13 protein-coding genes are annotated in these 15,960 nt (G+C 71.8%); 6 read left to right on the top strand and 7 right to left on the bottom strand.

The features are described from left to right. The first annotated feature begins 534 nt into the window (after positions 1 to 534). A complete protein-coding gene (locus tag ACWCXX_RS26930; RefSeq protein WP_451131532.1) occupies positions 535 to 984 on the top strand; it encodes a PTS sugar transporter subunit IIA in 450 nt (149 codons plus the stop codon). A 76-nt stretch (positions 985 to 1,060) separates the two neighbouring features. After that, positions 1,061 to 2,731, top strand: a complete 1,671-nt coding sequence (gene ptsP, locus ACWCXX_RS26925; RefSeq protein ID WP_451131530.1) for a phosphoenolpyruvate--protein phosphotransferase — start codon at positions 1,061 to 1,063, stop codon at positions 2,729 to 2,731. A gap of 69 nt (positions 2,732 to 2,800) precedes the next feature. On the opposite strand, the gene ACWCXX_RS26920 is transcribed toward ptsP, so the two are convergent. Continuing rightward, entirely contained in the window at positions 2,801 to 3,667 is an 867-nt protein-coding gene (locus ACWCXX_RS26920; protein WP_451131528.1) for a hypothetical protein, read from the bottom strand. Between the two features lie 177 nt (positions 3,668 to 3,844). Further along, positions 3,845 to 5,821, bottom strand: coding sequence for an acetoacetate--CoA ligase (locus ACWCXX_RS26915; RefSeq protein WP_451131526.1), 1,977 nt, complete (start codon positions 5,819 to 5,821; stop codon positions 3,845 to 3,847). 221 nt (positions 5,822 to 6,042) lie between these two features. Here ACWCXX_RS26915 and ACWCXX_RS26910 point away from each other — a divergent pair, with 221 nt between their 5' ends. Then, complete coding sequence (locus tag ACWCXX_RS26910; protein WP_451131524.1) at positions 6,043 to 8,430, top strand: glycoside hydrolase family 31 protein; 2,388 nt, start codon at positions 6,043 to 6,045, stop codon at positions 8,428 to 8,430. Between the two features lie 104 nt (positions 8,431 to 8,534). Here the strand turns inward: ACWCXX_RS26910 and ACWCXX_RS26905 are convergent, their stop codons facing one another. Next, on the bottom strand, positions 8,535 to 9,068 hold the full coding sequence (locus ACWCXX_RS26905) for an NUDIX domain-containing protein (protein WP_451131522.1): 534 nt from the start codon (positions 9,066 to 9,068) through the stop codon (positions 8,535 to 8,537). Between the two features lie 57 nt (positions 9,069 to 9,125). Here ACWCXX_RS26905 and ACWCXX_RS26900 point away from each other — a divergent pair, with 57 nt between their 5' ends. Next, positions 9,126 to 9,932 (top strand): M15 family metallopeptidase, encoded by an 807-nt coding sequence (locus tag ACWCXX_RS26900; RefSeq protein WP_451131520.1) that lies wholly within the window; start codon positions 9,126 to 9,128, stop codon positions 9,930 to 9,932. A 118-nt stretch (positions 9,933 to 10,050) separates the two neighbouring features. Further along, positions 10,051 to 10,398, top strand: coding sequence for an Mpo1-like protein (locus tag ACWCXX_RS26895; protein WP_451131518.1), 348 nt, complete (start codon positions 10,051 to 10,053; stop codon positions 10,396 to 10,398). 268 nt (positions 10,399 to 10,666) lie between these two features. Here ACWCXX_RS26895 and ACWCXX_RS26890 read toward each other — a convergent pair whose 3' ends face one another. From ACWCXX_RS26890 to ACWCXX_RS26875, 4 genes are read right to left on the bottom strand one after another with little or no spacing between them, the layout of a single operon-like run. Beyond that, positions 10,667 to 11,272, bottom strand: a complete 606-nt coding sequence (locus tag ACWCXX_RS26890) for a GTP-binding protein (protein ID WP_451131516.1) — start codon at positions 11,270 to 11,272, stop codon at positions 10,667 to 10,669. Then, complete coding sequence (locus ACWCXX_RS26885; RefSeq protein WP_451131514.1) at positions 11,253 to 11,675, bottom strand: DUF742 domain-containing protein; 423 nt, start codon at positions 11,673 to 11,675, stop codon at positions 11,253 to 11,255. Before ACWCXX_RS26885 ends, ACWCXX_RS26890 begins: the two co-directional genes overlap by 20 nt. A gap of 7 nt (positions 11,676 to 11,682) precedes the next feature. Beyond that, positions 11,683 to 12,126, bottom strand: a complete 444-nt coding sequence (locus ACWCXX_RS26880; RefSeq protein ID WP_451131512.1) for a roadblock/LC7 domain-containing protein — start codon at positions 12,124 to 12,126, stop codon at positions 11,683 to 11,685. Then, positions 12,123 to 15,005, bottom strand: a complete 2,883-nt coding sequence (locus ACWCXX_RS26875) for a nitrate- and nitrite sensing domain-containing protein (protein ID WP_451131510.1) — start codon at positions 15,003 to 15,005, stop codon at positions 12,123 to 12,125. Before ACWCXX_RS26875 ends, ACWCXX_RS26880 begins: the two co-directional genes overlap by 4 nt. 477 nt (positions 15,006 to 15,482) lie before the next feature. Between ACWCXX_RS26875 and ACWCXX_RS26870 the strand changes: the two genes are divergently transcribed. Further along, positions 15,483 to 15,956: a hypothetical protein gene (locus tag ACWCXX_RS26870; RefSeq protein WP_451131508.1), complete on the top strand. Its 474-nt coding sequence runs from the start codon at positions 15,483 to 15,485 to the stop codon at positions 15,954 to 15,956. Positions 15,957 to 15,960 lie beyond the last annotated feature (4 nt).

Below are 15,960 nucleotides of genomic sequence, written 5' to 3'. Positions count from 1 at the left end.
CGCGGGCTTTCCTCCGGGCTTTTCCCTCCGGTCTTGCGTTTCCGACTCTATCAGACCCTTCCGGGCCCGATTCCCGGCCGGACCGGGATCCGCCTCCGGGTTCCGCGCTTCCGCGTTTCCCTTTCCGGCGGTTCCGACTCTACCAGAACCTTTTCCCGTCCCGTTTCCGGACCGGATTTCGAATTCCAGCGACCGTCGAAGTGGTCTTTTGCCTTTCGGCGGATTTCAGACTCTACCAGCCATTTTCCATTCCCTTGACCAACCCCTGCAGGCATGCAGGTGCCGAGTCGTGGTTAGAGTAAGGGCTTAAAAGTCGCCGCCGACCCACGACTCAAAGTCGCGTTGTGGTCAGGCAGGAGTACGACAGTACAGGCCGCCGGTAGTCGAGGCAAATCGTTTCCGGTACGTCTCTAAGGCCGCGAACCGCCATGACTTGGGCGGAACCGGAACTTCTTATGACTTACGCTGCTGAACAGCACGCCCTCGCCCACAGCTGCGTCGGCGCAGATCGAGCTCCACCCCTGGGAGGCCCCTATGACCACTGTGACGTCCCCTCTTGCCGGACGTGCCATCGGGCTCGCCGCGGTACCTGACCCCGTCTTCTCCGGCGCGATGGTGGGCCCCGGTACCGCCATCGACCCCGTGCGTGAGCCGTCCGAGGCTGTGTCGCCGGTCAACGGCGTGATCGTCTCCCTGCACCCGCACGCATTCGTCGTCGTGGACGAGCGCGGGCACGGGGTGCTCACGCACCTGGGCATCGACACCGTTCAGCTCAACGGCGAAGGCTTCGAACTGCTTGTGAACAAGGGGGACACCGTCACGCGGGGTCAGGGCATCGTGCGCTGGGACCCCGCGGGCGTCGAGGCGGCCGGCAAGTCGCCCGTGTGCCCGGTCGTGGCACTGGAGGCCACCACCGACTCCCTCTCCGAGGTCCGTGAGGACGGCGACGTGAAGACCGGCGACACCCTGTTCGGTTGGCAGTGACGGACTCTGCGCGATGACGGCCGACTGGATATCCACCGCGGCAGCACGGGCCGCCGCACAACCGGAGACGGGTGAAATGGAGACAACGCTGCGAGGCGTCGGTGTGAGCCACGGAGTGGCGATCGGCGAAGTGCGTCACATGGGTACGGCGGTGCTCGAACCGCCGGCCAAGCAGATCCCCGCCGAGGAGGCCGAGCGCGAACAGGGGCGCGCCCGGCAGGCCGTGGAAGCGGTGGCGGCCGATCTGACGGCGCGCGGCAACCTGGCCGGCGGCGAGGCCCAGCACGTGCTGGAGGCCCAGGCCATGATGGCCCAGGACCCGGAGCTGATGGCCGATGTCGAACGGCGCATCGCCGTCGGCAGCACCGCTGAGCGCGGCGTCTACGACGCGTTCGCCGCCTACCGGGCGCTGCTCGCCAACGCCGGGGAGTACCTGGCGGGACGCGTCGCCGACCTCGACGACGTGCGCAACCGGATCGTGGCCCGTCTGCTCGGTGTGCCGATGCCCGGCGTGCCGGACAGCGACGAGCCCTATGTGCTCATCGCGCGGGACCTGGCGCCCGCCGACACGGCACTGCTCGACCCGACCCTGGTGCTCGGTTTCGTGACCGAGGAGGGCGGGCCGACCAGCCACAGCGCGATTCTGGCGCGGGCGCTCGGAGTGCCCGCCGTGGTGGCGCTGCCCGGTGCCGGTGAGCTGGCCGAGGGCACCGTCATCGCCGTGGACGGCAGCACGGGCGAGATCTTCGTCGACCCGAGCATCGAGAAGCGTGCCGAGATGGAGCAGGCCGCCGCCGCGCGCAAGGCCGCGCTGTCGGCCTCCACCGGCCCCGGCACGACCTCCGACGGTCACAAGATCCCGCTGCTCGCCAATGTCGGCGGGCCCGGCGACGTACCGGCGGCGGTCGAGGCCGGTGCGGAGGGCGTGGGACTGTTCCGTACGGAGTTCCTGTTCCTGGACGACAGCAAGCGGGCGCCGTCCGAGGAGAAGCAGGTCGCCGCGTACCGGGCCGTGCTCGAGGCGTTCCCCGAGGGGCGGGTCGTCGTGCGGGTGCTGGATGCCGGGGCCGACAAGCCGCTGGACTTCCTGACACCGGCCGACGAGCCGAACCCGGCGCTGGGTGTGCGCGGGCTGCGCAGTCTGCTGGACCACCCGGAGGTGCTGCGTACGCAGCTGACCGCGTTGTCGAAGGCGGCCGAGGGGCTGCCCGTCCATCTCGAGGTCATGGCGCCCATGGTGGCGGACCGTGCGGACGCGAAGTCCTTCGCCGACGCCTGCCGCGAGGCCGGGCTGCGGGCGAAGTTCGGTGCGATGGTGGAGATTCCGTCCGCCGCACTGCGGGCCCGTTCGATCCTGCGGGAAGTGGAGTTCCTCTCGCTGGGCACCAATGACCTGGCGCAGTACACCTTCGCCGCGGACCGGCAGGTGGGTGCGGTGTCCCGGCTGCAGGACCCGTGGCAGCCCGCACTGCTCGACCTGGTGGCGCTCTCGGCGGAGGCCGCCAGGGCCGAGGGCAAGAGCTGTGGTGTCTGTGGTGAGGCCGCCTCCGATCCGCTGCTCGCCTGTGTTCTGACGGGGTTGGGCGTGACGTCGCTGTCGATGGGTGCCGCATCCATTCCTTATGTCCGCGCCGCGCTGGCGAAGTACACGCTCGCGCAGTGCGAGCGTGCCGCGTCCGCCGCGCGTGCGGCGGACTCCGCCGAAGAGGCGCGAGTGGCGGCCCAGGCGGTGCTGTCGGGCGAGTAGCCGCCGCGGCATCGGGTCGTGAAGGGGCTCCCCGCCGAGGGCGGGGAGCCCCTTCGGCCGTCGGTGCCGTCAGTGGTGCGACTCCGGCTCGTCCGCGCCGAGGTCGAAGCCGGCGCAGTATTCCACGTGTGATTCCGGGGCGACCGGTTCTCCGGTCTCGGCGTCGGTGCAGTAGGCGCTGAAGACCTGGCCGGCGCTGAGCGGCAGCAGGCTGCCGCGCGACAGGCGCCAGCCGTGGACGCGGTCCTGGGCGCCGGGCCTGGTCGTACGGAGTACGACTCCGCCGGGTTTTTCGAGGGCGATGCCGACGGCGAGCACCGTGACGAACTCGGCCCCCTCGTCCGATTCGAGCCGGACGGGGCTTGTGGTGTCGTCACGCTCGGTGTGCAGGACGGCGAGCAGGTTCTCGTTGTCGGTGGGGGTGCTGCAGACCAGGTGGTGGGCGCCCGGACCGGCCGTCTCCAGCATGCGGAGCAGGAGGTGGGAGGCCCGGTCGAAGGCAGCGCGGCCGATGTCCTGGCCACAGTCGGCACATTCGCCGAGGCCCGCCAGGAGCATCGTGGCGTACTCCCAGGTGGCCCGGCGGACGGCTCGGCCGACCAGGAGCGGGACCAGGGTGTCGAGGGGTTGTCCGGTGTAGGCGACGGTGGCTCCGGCCGCCGCGATCTCGGCGGTGAAGCGGCTGCGGCTGGCCGGGGTGTCGGGGGCGAGTCCCGACTCGGCGCAGAACTCCGCGTACTCCTCGGGGTCGAAGAGCGCCACCGTGGCGTGCACGCCCTGGGCGGACAGGGACTTCAGCAGGCGCTCGACCTGCTGGAGGTAGACCGTGTGGTCGTCGAAGGCGAAGGTGCGGTAGCGCCGCATCGCCGCGAAGTCCTGCTCGTCGGCCAGGAGGCCGATGGTGCTGGGTGCTTCGCGGCGCAGCGCGCGTCGCATGGATGCCCCGGACCTGCGAGGGCCGGCCCTCCGGCCGTACCTGCCGTCTCCGGTGTGCTCGTTGTTTCCGGTGTGCTTGCTGTTTTCGGTGTTCCTGGTGTGCGCCATGACGGTCCCCCAGTGCACTGTCGAACATTGCTCACTCAGAGTAATCACAGGTACTGACAATGCGGACGGTCAGTGACGCTTGCGGGCGAGGTCCTCGTAGAAGTGGAGGAGCTCGATGTTGTCGATCGAGCCGGGGTTGACCGCCTTGGCCAGGGCCGTTCCCTGCAGGAGGCGTTTGACCGGAACCTCGATGCGCTTGCCGGTGAGGGTGTGCGGAATGCCGGGGACCTCGATGACCTCGTCGGGGACGTGGCGCGGCGAGAGGTTCTCCCGGATGGTCCGCTTGATGCTGTCGCGCAGCGCGTCGTCGAGCCGCGCGCCCTCGGCGAGGTGGACGAAGAGCGGCATCCAGTACCCCCCGTCGGGTTCTTCGAGGCCGATGACGAGGGACTCGCGGATCTCGGGGAGCCGTTCGACGGCCTCGTAGATGTCCGCGGAGCCCATCCGTACGCCCTGGCGGTTGAGGGTGGAGTCGGAGCGGCCGTGGATGACGACCGAGCCGCGGTCGGTGATCGTGATCCAGTCCCCGTGGCGCCAGACGCCGGGGTACATGTCGAAGTAACTGTCGTGGTAGCGGCTGCCGTCGGGGTCGTTCCAGAAATGGATCGGCATGGAGGGCATGGGCGCGGTGACGACCAGTTCGCCGACCTCGCCGACGAGCGGTTCGCCCGCCGGGTCCCAGGACCGGAGGTCGGTGCCGAGGCAGGGGGCCTGGAGTTCGCCGATGTGGACGGGGAGGGTGGGGACCGCGCCGGCGAAGCAGCTGCAGACGTCCGTGCCGCCGCTGACGGAGGCGATCCACAGGTCGTCGTCCACCTCGTCGTGCAGCCAGCGGAAGCCGTCGGGCGGGAGGGGGGAGCCGGTGGTGGCGACGCACTGGACGCGGGAGAGGTCGAAGTCGCGTCCCGGGTGGATGCCCGCCTTGCGGCAGGCCATGACGTAGGCGGCCGAGGTGCCGAAGAGGGTCGCCCCGGTCTGCTCGGCCACCCGCCACTGGGCGCTGACGTCCGGGTGGCCGGGGCTTCCGTCGTACAGCACGACCGTGGTTCCGGTGAGCAGGCCGGAGACGAGGAAGTTCCACATCATCCAGCCGGTGGAGGTGTACCAGAAGAAACGGTCGTCGGGGCCGAGGTCGCAGTGCAGGCCGAGCTGCTTGAAGTGTTCGAGCAGGATGCCGCCCTGGGACTGGACGATCGCCTTGGGGAGCCCGGTGGTACCGGAGGAGTAGAGCACCCACAGCGGGTGGTCGAACGGCACCTGCTCGAAGACGGGCTCGGTGTCCGCGGCGATGAGGGCGGACCAGTCGAGGGCGCCCTCCGGGGCCTCGGTGCCCAGCAGCGGGATGTGGACGACGGCACGCAGGGTGGGCAGTTCGCGGCGCAGCTCGGCGACGGTGTCGGCGCGGTGGTGTTCCTTGCCTCCGTAGCGGTAGCCGTCGACGGTGAACAGGACGACGGGTTCGACCTGCTGGAAGCGGTCGAGGACGCTGCGGGCGCCGAAGTCGGGGGCGCAGGAGGTCCAGACGCCGCCGACGGCGGCGGTGGCGAGGAAGGCGACGACGGCCTCGGGGATGTTGGGGAGATAACCGCTGACGCGGTCGCCGGGGGTGACGCCGAGGGCGCGGAGTTCGGCGGCGAGCGAGCCGACCCGGCGGCGGAGCTCCGACCAGGAGAGGGGGACCTGGGTGTGGGTCTCGTCGACGTGGAGCAGGGCGGGGGTGTCCGCGCGCAGGGGATCCTCGGCGGTGCGCAGCGCGTGTTCGGCGTAGTTGAGGGTGGCCCCGGGGAACCACTGGGCGCCGGGCATGGCGCGGTCGCCGATGACGGTCTCGTACGGGGTGGAGAAGCGCACGTCGAACCAGTCGGCGACGGCCTTCCAGAAGGTGTCGAGCTCGTCCACGGACCACTGGTGCAGAGCCGGGTAACCGCCCTCGGCCGGTGCTCCGTGGTGCTCGGCCGCCCATCGCTGGAATCGGGTGACTGCGGCGGCCTCGACGCGGTCGGGGCCCGGCTGCCAGAGGGGGGCTTCGTTGGCTGCTGCGGTCATGGGGCGGCTCCCTGGCTGTTACGGCGTACGCGGGGTGGGCGTGGGTGGCGCGCACACGTGCCGGGGTGTGCGCGTGGCGGCTTTCACGGACGATGCCATGTGATCGTCTTTCGCACCAGGGTTCCCCGGCGCGGCCGGGGTGGGGACATGTCGTGCGACCGTGGGTGAACGGAAGTTGAACGGAGCCCGCGCCCGCCCCGCCGGATGGCAGGGTGAGCCGCATGGATGGTCGTGGCCTGGTGCGTTCGGTGAAGTTGGTCGGTTCGGTGCGGGGGCTGCGCACGGTGCGCTCCTCCTGGCGGCGCCGCCGTGCGGACGCGCGGGCGCTGCCGGCCCGCGGTGCGGAGCGGGCTCGGGTGCCCGGTCCGGTGGTGGGGGCGGAGCCGGAACCGGGCGGGGGCGTGGTGCGGTTCACGCGTTCGGAGCTGCGGGTGCGGGTGGCGGTGGGCGGCGCGGTGTTCCTGGGCTGGGACGGCGCGGAGCCCTCGCCGTCGTACGCGCTGGCCGGTGCGGTGCCCGAGGTGGACCCGCGGGCCGAGCTGGAGCCGGACAAGGACGGTGGCTGGCAGGTGGTTTCGGAGCGGCTGACCGTCGCGGTGTCGCGGCACGGGGCCGTGGAGCTGCGCACTCCCGGCGGGGTGGTGCTCCGGCGCGAGTCGCCGCCGCGCTGGTGGGAGCCGGTGGCGAGCGGGGGTGCGCGGGAGCGTGCGGGGGACGGCGGCGCGGTGGGGGCGAGGTGGGTGCAGCGTTCCCTGGTTCCGGCGGACGCCCGGTTCTTCGGGCTGGGCGGCCGGGCGTCGGGGCCGCGGCTGCGGGACGGCGTGTACGGCCTGTGGAACACCGATCCGGGCGGGCGCTTCGGGCCGGGCGACGATCCGCTGTATCTGACGATGCCGGTGCAGTTCGTGGTCTCCGACGCGGGGACGCATCTGGTGTTCCACGACAACACCTGGTCGGGGCGGGTGACGCTGCGCGAGGGCGAGGAGGGCGCGGGATCGGGCCACGACCGTCCGGGGACGTGCGAGGTGCGGATGGACGGGGGGCCGTTGCGCTGCTGGGTGATGGCGGGGACGCCGGCCCGGGTGCTGCAGGGCTGGACGGGGCTCACGGGTGCTCCGGCGCTGCCGCCGTCCTGGGCGCTGGGGCCGCAGCACGCCCGGTGGGGGTTCGGGAGCGAGCGGGAGGTGCGGCGGGTCGTCGCCGGGTACCGGGAGCGGGGGCTGCCCCTGTCCGTGCTGCATCTGGACATCGACCACTACGACGCGCACCGGGTGTTCACCGTCGACCACCGGCGCTTCCCCGATCTGCCGGGGCTGGCGAAGGAGCTTCGGGAGGACGGGGTGCGGCTGGTGTCGATCGTCGACCCGGCGGTGCGGGCGGAGACGGGCGACGCGGTGTTCGACTCGGGGGCGGCGGTCGGGGGCGGCGGGGCCTTCGTCCGGGACGCGCGGGGGCGGATGGTGCGCGGGGAGATGTGGCCCGGTGAGTGCGTGTATCCGGACTTCACCGATCCGCGGGTGCGGGAGTGGTGGGGCGGTCTGTACGAGGAGCGGCTGGCGCAGGGGTTCTCGGGGGTGTGGCACGACATGAACGAGCCGGTGTCGTTCGCCGCGTTCGGGGAGCCGACGCTGCCCCGGTCGGCTCGGCACTGTCTGGAGGGCCGCGGGGGCGATCACCGCGAGGCCCACAACGTGTACGGGCTCGCGATGGCGCGTGCCGGGTACGAGGGGCTGCGCCGGCTGCGGCCCGAGGAGCGGCCGTTCCTGTTCTCGCGCTCCGGCTGGGCGGGGATGCAACGGTACGGGGGCACCTGGTCCGGGGACGTGGAGACCGGGTGGCCGGGGCTGCGGGCCTCGCTGGCGCTGGTCCTGGGGCTGGGGTTGTGCGGGGTGCCGTACTCGGGGCCCGATGTGGGCGGTTTCGACGGGTCGCCGTCGCCGGAGCTGTATCTGCGGTGGTTCCAGCTGGGTGCGTATCTGCCGTTGTTCCGTACTCATGCCGCGATCGACGCGGGCCGGCGCGAGCCGTGGGAGTTCGGACCGCAGGTGCTCGGACACGCGCGGGCCGCGCTGGAGGAGCGGGAGCGGCTGCGCCCGTACTTCGTGACGCTGGCGCACCTGGCCCGGCTGACCGGTGCCCCGTACGTGCGGCCGCTGTGGTGGCGTGCGCCGGGGGACCGGGCGCTGCGGGAGTGCGAGGACGCGTTTTTGCTGGGTGACTGTCTGCTGGTTGCGCCGGTGCTGGAGCCCGGGGCGGACCGGCGGGGGGTGCGGTTGCCGCGGGGGCACTGGTACGACACGGCGACGGGTGAGGTGCACGAGGGGCCGGGCCAGGTGTTGCTCGACGCGCCGCTGTCCCGGGTGCCGGTGCTGGCGCGGGCGGGTTCGGTGCTGCCGGTGCGGGGCGCGGCCGGGGGTCTGGAGCTGGAGGCGTGGGCTCCGGTGGCGGGGCGCACCGGGGGCGGTCCGGTGGTCCGGGACGCGGGGGACGGCTGGGAGCGGGCGGAGGTCGAGCGGTACACGTCGCGGTGGGTGGACGGGCGGGTGCTGGTGGGGCGGGAGGGCGAGGAGGGGCCGGTGGATCTCCCGGTGCGGGTGCGCGGGCTGTAGGGGGATCGGGGCGGATGTGCGGGCTCGCCGGGCGCCCGGGGCGGGTGCACGGTGCCAGGACGTCCGGGGCGGGTGCCCGGGTTGCAGGACGTCCGGGCGGCGGGTCAGCGGTAGCCGCCTTCGAACCAGGTGCGGACGGCCCGGGTGTGCAGGGGGAAGGCGAGTTCGGCGGGTGCGCGCAGCAGCCGGAATCCGGCGGTCTCGTCGGTGGGTGCGGAGGCCGGGAGGTCGGCCGCGGGGCGCGGCGGGAGGAGGCCGAAGAGGAGCAGGTGACCGGCCGGGGAGCTGAGGGCGTCGGCGAGGCGGACGTCCTGTTCGCCGGCCTCGATCCCGGTCTCCTCGCGCAGTTCCCGGACGACGGCGTGCTTCCAGTCCTCGTCGTGGTCGATGAAGCCGCCGGGGAGGGCGAGGCCGCCGCGGTGGGGCGGGACGGTGCGGGTGATGACGACGAGGCCGGTGCCGTCCGGGTCGGTGACGGGGAGCAGGGCCACGGCGACCGGCAGCGGATTGCGGTAGGCGGTGCTGCCGCAGGCGGTGCAGGTGCGGGGCCAGCCGACGGCCGCGGCGTACGGTGCTCCGCAGCTGCCGCAGTGGGAGTTCTCGGCCGGTTCTCGGGAGTTGCTCGTGGGTGCGGACACGCGCGGACTGTATCCGATCGCCGGGCGCGCTCCCCCGCACTCCGGGATTATGTGCTCATGACAGCTCTTGCTTCCGCTTCCCGTGTCCTGGCGACCTCCGCCGCCACTCTGCTCGCCCTCGTCGCCACCGCTCCCGTGGCCGGGGCGAAGCCCGAGCCGAAGGCGCCCGAGGAGTTCGTCGCGCTGCGCTCGGTGGATCCGACGATCATCCAGGAGATGCGCTACCCCACCGCGCACAACTTCATGGGCGTTCCGGTGGACGGCTACCGCCAGCCGCTCTGCATCCTGACCCGGCCCGCCGCCCGTGCCCTGCACCGCGCGCAGACCCGGCTGCTGCGTCAGGGCTACTCGCTGAAGGTGTACGACTGCTACCGGCCGCAGCGGGCGGTCGACCACTTCGTGCGGTGGGCGAAGGACCTCGACGACGAGGCCATGAAGGGCGAGTTCTATCCCCGGGTCGACAAGACGCGGCTGTTCGCGGACGGTTACATCGCGGAGAAGTCCGGGCACAGCCGGGGCAGCACGGTGGACCTGACGCTGGTGAAACTGCCCGCCGCACCGGCCCCGGCGGACCCGCCCGGCCAGGAGCAGGTGCCCTGTTACGCGCCCGCGGCCGAGCGTTTCCCGGACAACTCCGTGGACATGGGCACGGCGTTCGACTGCTTCGACACGCTCTCCCACACCGACGATCCGCGCGTCCGGGGGGAGCAGCGCGCTCACCGGCAGTTCCTGAAGAAGACGCTCGCCGACGTCGGCTTCGTCAATCTGGCCGAGGAGTGGTGGCACTACACCTTCAAGCCCGAGACGTTCCCGGACACCTACTTCGACTTCCCGGTGGCCAGGAGGTCCGTGGCGGGGCACTGAGGCCACGGCACGGAAGGGGCGGCCGGGAACACCCCCGCGGATTCCGGCCGCCCACTTCTCCCGACTTCGACGCGAACCGACCGTTTCCGGTTGCCGTTCGGGCCATTACGGTGCCCGTATGTCACAGCAGACGTTCGATTCCTACGAAGAGTTCTGGCCCTACTACGTGGCGATGCACTCCAGGGCGGCGACCCGGTGGGTCCATCTGACGGGCACCCTGACCGGTCTCGCGATCAGCGCCTACGGCCTCGCGCGGGGGCGCAGGAGGTATCTGGCCGCGTTGCCGCTGATCGGTTACGGGACGGCCTGGCCCGCGCACTTCCTGATCGAGAAGAACAACCCGGCCACCTTCGGGCATCCGGCCTGGTCGCTGCGCGGCGACGCGCAGATGATCCGGATGATGCTGGCGGGACGCGACCGGGAACTGGCGGAGACCGCGGCCAAGTGGCTCGCCGAGCACCGCTGACGCCGTTCCGGGCGGCGGTCCGCGCGTCCGGCTCGTCCCGCGCGGGTCCGCCGGGACTCCCCCGCAGCGTGGACCGCCGCCCGGAACGCCGCCGTGCGCGGTCCGGGCGTACCGGCCCTCAGCAGCCTCGACGGTCCGTCGCGGCGGAGAAAGCTCCTTGGGGGAAAGCTCCTTGGGGGAAAGCTCCTTGCACGGGTACCGGACGGCGTGTGGCCCCGGCCCCGGGCGGCGGGGTACGGGTCACACGTCGTGAACCGGACGCGGGGCGCTACGTCGTGGCGGGTTCGCGGACGCGTTCCACGCGGGCCACGGCGTGCTCGACCACCGTGGCCAGGACCTCCCGCACGGAGGAGCGGTCGCGTGCGTCGCACATGAGCACGGGCACCTCGGGGTCCAGGTCCAGCGCGGCCTGCACCGTCCCGGTGGGGAAGCGCTCGGCCCCCTCGAAGCAGTTCACCGCCACGGCGAACGGGATGGCTCGGCGTTCGAAGTAGTCGACCGCCGCGAAGCAGTCCTCCAGGCGCCGGGTGTCCGCGAGCACGACCGCGCCAAGCGCGCCCTGGGCCAGTTCGTCCCACAGGAACCAGAAGCGGTCCTGCCCCGGCGTGCCGAAGAGGTAGAGCACCAGGTCCTCGCGGAGGGTGATCCGGCCGAAGTCCATGGCCACCGTGGTGGTGGTCTTCGCCTCCACCCCGGCCAGGTCGTCCACCGGACGGCCCGCCTCGCTCAGCCTCTCCTCCGTGCGCAGCGGCCTGATCTCGCTGACCGCGCCGACCAGGGTCGTCTTGCCCACTCCGAAGCCGCCCGCCACCAGGATTTTCAGGGTAACGGGCTCCACGGGCCGCTTCTTGCGGCTAGAGCGCCCGAAGGCCATTGATCACCTCGCGAAGAATGTTCACGTCCGGCAGCTCGGCCGGCGGAACGGGACGGGTCACATGCACCAGTTCGTCCTCGACGAGGTCGCCGACCAGCACCCGGACCACCCCGACGGGGAGGTCCAGGCCGGCCGCGAGCTCGGCGATCGACTGGGGCATGCCGGAACAGAGCTCGACGATCTCCACGTGTTCCGGGGAGAGCGTCTGGTCCCTGCTCGGATCGTCGGCCTCCGGTTCGGGGACGACGACCGCGATCAGGTCGAGCCGGTGGCGGGAGGCGCTGCTGGTACGACCCCGGGTCATCGCGTACGGACGTACCACCGGCCCCGCTTCGGCGTCGTACCAGTGCGATGCCTGCGGGTCGGTGGGCGTTGCCGGAGATCTGGAGGATTCGGCGCTCACCGTCCATTCACCCCCCGGCGGCCGAACCGGGCGTCCGGGGGGCGTTGGTCAGGTGGGCTCCGACGCGCTTGACCATCAGCGTCATCTCGTACGCCACCTGGCCCACGTCGGAGTCGGAGTCGGCCAGTACCGCGAGGCAGCTTCCGTCCCCGGCCGCGGTGACGAAGAGGAACGCCTCGTCGAGTTCGACGACGGTCTGGCGGACCCGGCCCGCGTCGAAGTGCCGCCCGACGCCCTTGGCGAGGCTGTGGAATCCGGAGGCGACGGCCGCCAGATGCTCGCTGTCCTCGCGGGTCAGGTCCTTCGACGTGCCGGTGGCGAGACCGTCGCTGGAGAGCACCAGCGCCTTGTGGATGCTGGAGACCCGCTCGACGAGTTCGTCGAGGAGCCAGTTGAGCTGGCCGGAGCCCTGGCGGGCGGCATCGGGCGCAGCGGCGTTCGGTGCGGTCATGGACCGTCCCCTCCCGGAGTGGTTCCTTGTGCTGTGTCACCGGGACCGGACGCGTCCTCGGCGTTCTGCCGACGTCCGCGCTGCCAGCCGCGTTGGAGCGAAGCCATGCGGCTGCGCACCTCGTCCGCGTCGCGGTCGAAGTCCTGGGCCGGGTCCGTCCGGGCCGGTTCCGCGTCGCGGAGGCCCGAGTCCTCGCGCAGCTGCGGGGCGAGGCTGGCCTGCCGGATGCGGCGGGGCAGCCCTCCCACGGTCTCGCGGGGGCTCGGGGCCCCGGAGGAGGCGGGCCCTGCGGGTGTGGCGGGCTCGGTGGGTTTCCGGAAGCCGGTGGGCTGCCGGGGTTCGGTGGCGGCACCGGAGTGCCACGGGGCGGCGGCCGACGGCGTGATCCGCGTGTCCGGCGGTTCGGAGCCCGGCTCGGAGCGTGCGGTGTCGAGGGGCCTGAGGCCGGAGGTCTCCGCGGAGCCGCGCCCGGCGGGCACGGAACGGGCCCGGCCCGCCTCGTCGACCCGGCGGCCGTTGTCGGCGACCAGGGTCGGTGGCTTGCGGCGGGGCAGCGGCACCGGCCTGCCGGGGTGCGCGCCGGCTGTGGCCTCCCCCGGCCGGTCCGCGGCCTGCTGGTGCTGGTCGCGGCCGCCCTCGCGTCGCAGCTCGCGGGCCCGGAAGATGCCGCCGCGCCCGCTCTCGGTGTCGTCGAGGTCGGAGGCGCCGCCCAGCAGGGGGTCGAGCAGCGGATCGAGGGCGGGGTCGTCGTCGAAGTCCAGTGCCCCGACGGGGCCTTCGAGTTCCACGGGCCCGTCCAGGAGGGCCGGGTCCATGAGGCCCGCCGGCACGGGGGCGAGGGTGGAGGGCCGGCCGGACCGGCGGTCCGGTGCGCCGTCGCCGCGGTCCCGGTCGCCGCCGGCCGCCTCGCCTGCCGTCCGTCCGGCCGCGCCGATCGCCCTCTCGGCCCTGCGGTCCAGGCGGAAGCCGGTGCCGTGGGTCTCCGGGGCGTCGGTGAGCAGCGACGCCGGGATGAAGACGACCGCGGTCGTGCCCCCGTACGGGGAGGGCTGCAGCGAGACCCGGACGTTCTGGCGCTGCGCGAGGCGGCTGACCACGAACAGGCCGAGCCGGTCGGTGTCGGAGAGCTCGAACTCGGGGGTCTCGGCGAGCCTCAGATTGGCGTCCAGGAGGACTTCGGGGGGCATGCCGAGGCCACGGTCGTGGATCTCCAGCGTGAAGCCGTTGGCGACGCGTTCGCCGTGCACCTGGACCGCGGTGTGCGGGGGCGAGAACACGGTCGCGTTCTCCAGGAGTTCGGCGATCAGGTGGGTGAGGTCGGCGACCGCGGGGCCGCCCACGCCGATGCGCGGCAGTCGGCGGACCTCGATCCGTTCGTAGTCCTCGACCTCGGCGACCGCCGCCCGCACCACGTCCATCAGCTGGATCGGCTTGCGCCACTGACGGGAGGGAGCGGCGCCGGAGAGGATCACCAGGCCCTCGGCGTGGCGTCGCATGCGGGTGGTCAGGTGGTCCAGGCGGAAGAGGTCCGCGAGTTCGTCGGTGTTCTCGGTCCGGCGCTCCATCGCGTCCAGGAGCGTCAGCTGGCGGTGCAGCAGCACCTGGTTGCGGCGGGCGAGGTTGACGAAGACCTCGGACACGCCGCGTCGCATGTCGGCCTGTTTGACCGCGGCCTCGACGGCCGCTCGTTGCAGGGTGTTGAGGGCCTGGCCGACCTGGCCGATCTCGTCCCGCTCGTACTGGAGGTGCGGGGCCTCCGTCTCCACGTCGACCTGTTCCCCCGAGGCCAGTCGGCGCATCACGCTCGGCAGTCGCACGCCGGAGACCTCGTGGGCGTCCTTGCGGAGCCTGGAGAGGTCGCGGACGAGGTCGCGGCCGATGCGCACGGAGACGAACAGCGAGGCGACCAGGGCGAGGAATCCGAGGACGCCCGCGATGCCGGCCTTGATCAGGATGTTGTACCCGGCGGGCCTGCCGCGGTCCTGGAAACGGTTGTTCATCTCGGTGGAGTCGTTGGCCAGCCGCTCCAGGACCGGTGCGGCCACTTCCTGCCAGCGTTCGGCGTCGACGGCCCGCGGGTCCTGGGTGGGGCCTTCCTGCACGAGGGTCTTCTCCACGGCCCTGAGCGGTTCGCTGTCCGGGCCCGCCCAGTACTGCTCGATGCGCTGCCGCTCCGCGGCGGGAAGCATCTCGGCATTGATCTCGTAGAGCAGTGCGCGATTGGCCACGAGGTCGGAGACCTGGCGCAGTTCGGGGGCGGTGAGTCGGCCGGCGATGAGCGACGAGGCGACCAGTGCGTCCTCGCGGGAGAGCATTTCACGGGCGCGGGAGATGCCGGCCAGGGCGCGGACCTGCTTGTCCATCGACACGTTCTCCATCGTGCGGAGACCGGTCAGAAAGCGGTAGCAGGGATCTATGAGCCGACCGTAGAACTCCATCGCTTTGGAACGGTCGATGGTGCGTTCGTCGACCGATTCGCGGAGTGCGCCGAGGCCCTCGACGGTGCCGAGGATGGAGTCGAGCTGGGAGTCGTCCTCGGAACTGAGGGCCTTGCGAATGTCTTTCTGGCGGGCTCCGTCCTTGAGGCCCGTCAGGACGCGGTCGGTGGCCGCTCTTTGCCGCTGCAGGAGCGGGAGGGCGTCGGAGGCCCTGGGGTCGGCGAGGAAGACGAGAGTCTGGCGGCGTTCGTCCTGAATGGCGCGGACCGTGTCCTCCAGCGGATGGCCGACCTTCTCCACGATGGCGCTCGCGCTCATCAGCTGCCTGGCCTCGCGGCCCGTCAGAAAGGTGGCGAATCCCCAGAGCCCGGTGAGGGAGACGAGTGGCACCAGCAGCAGCGCCACGATCTTCCTGCGGATGGACTTTCCGCGAAAGCGCATGGACTCCCCCAGCTCGACCCCGTGGGCCGGGGGTCGTGTTCCGTCAACAAACGGCGCGAGCCTACTACCGACACAGAGGCAACTCGAAGAGACGTCCGGACGATTTTCAGCCGTGCTCTTCGGCGTTGATCACGGGTTGTCCTGGTATTCCGGGCAATGAAATTCGCGAAAGCGGCAGAAGAGCCCCGTCAGTGCTTCATCATGTTCGACAGGGCAGTTGGCTGGAATTATTCGCTCCATGATGGATCGGGGGAATCTTCACGACCGGCCACTCGTCTCTCTGTACGGGGCATCCGTGCGGGGCGGGGGCAGAACGGGGAGAGACGGTGCCCGCCAGGCGGGATCATGGTGGGGGTTGCATCCCCCGGCCCGCCGAGGGAAACCGGCGAGGGCAGGACGGTCCGATCCGCCCGCGTAGAAACGGCGCATGCCGGGCAGCAACCCTGAAGTCGGACAGCGGTGGGGAGTTGAGGGTCCTTGGAAACGGAACAGCGTCGGGGTGCGGTGCCGTCGGCACCGGCCGCGGCAGCACGCCCGGCGGCGGCGAACGGGGCGCGGATCCCGCGCCAGCAGCTGTGGGTGGAAGAGCCCGCAGGACGGTACCGGATGCCGGACCCGGTCCGTACGTCCGCCGTGCGCGCGGTTCTCATCATGTCGCTGACGATCATTCAGGCGATGGTGGCGTTCCTGTGCACGCTGGCCGGGTCCTGGCTGGCCTTCCCGATGGTACTGAGCAGTGTGGGCAGCACGGTGGTCGCGACCTGGTCGGTGCTGGACGTCTGGGTCACCCGGCAGGTCTGGAACCAGCGCAACGGCGTGGTTTCCGTGCCGAGCAGCTCGGCACGGCAGTTGCGCCGCGAGCGGCGCAGAGCACGGCGGGCGGCACGGGCCGCGCAGCGGGACGAGGCACGGATACGCCGCCGGGGCGCTGGAAACCTCTCACAGGCCTGAGCGC

The organism is Streptomyces sp. NPDC001732, assembly GCF_053596315.1.
This window is presented reverse-complemented; position numbering and strand designations above follow the sequence as displayed.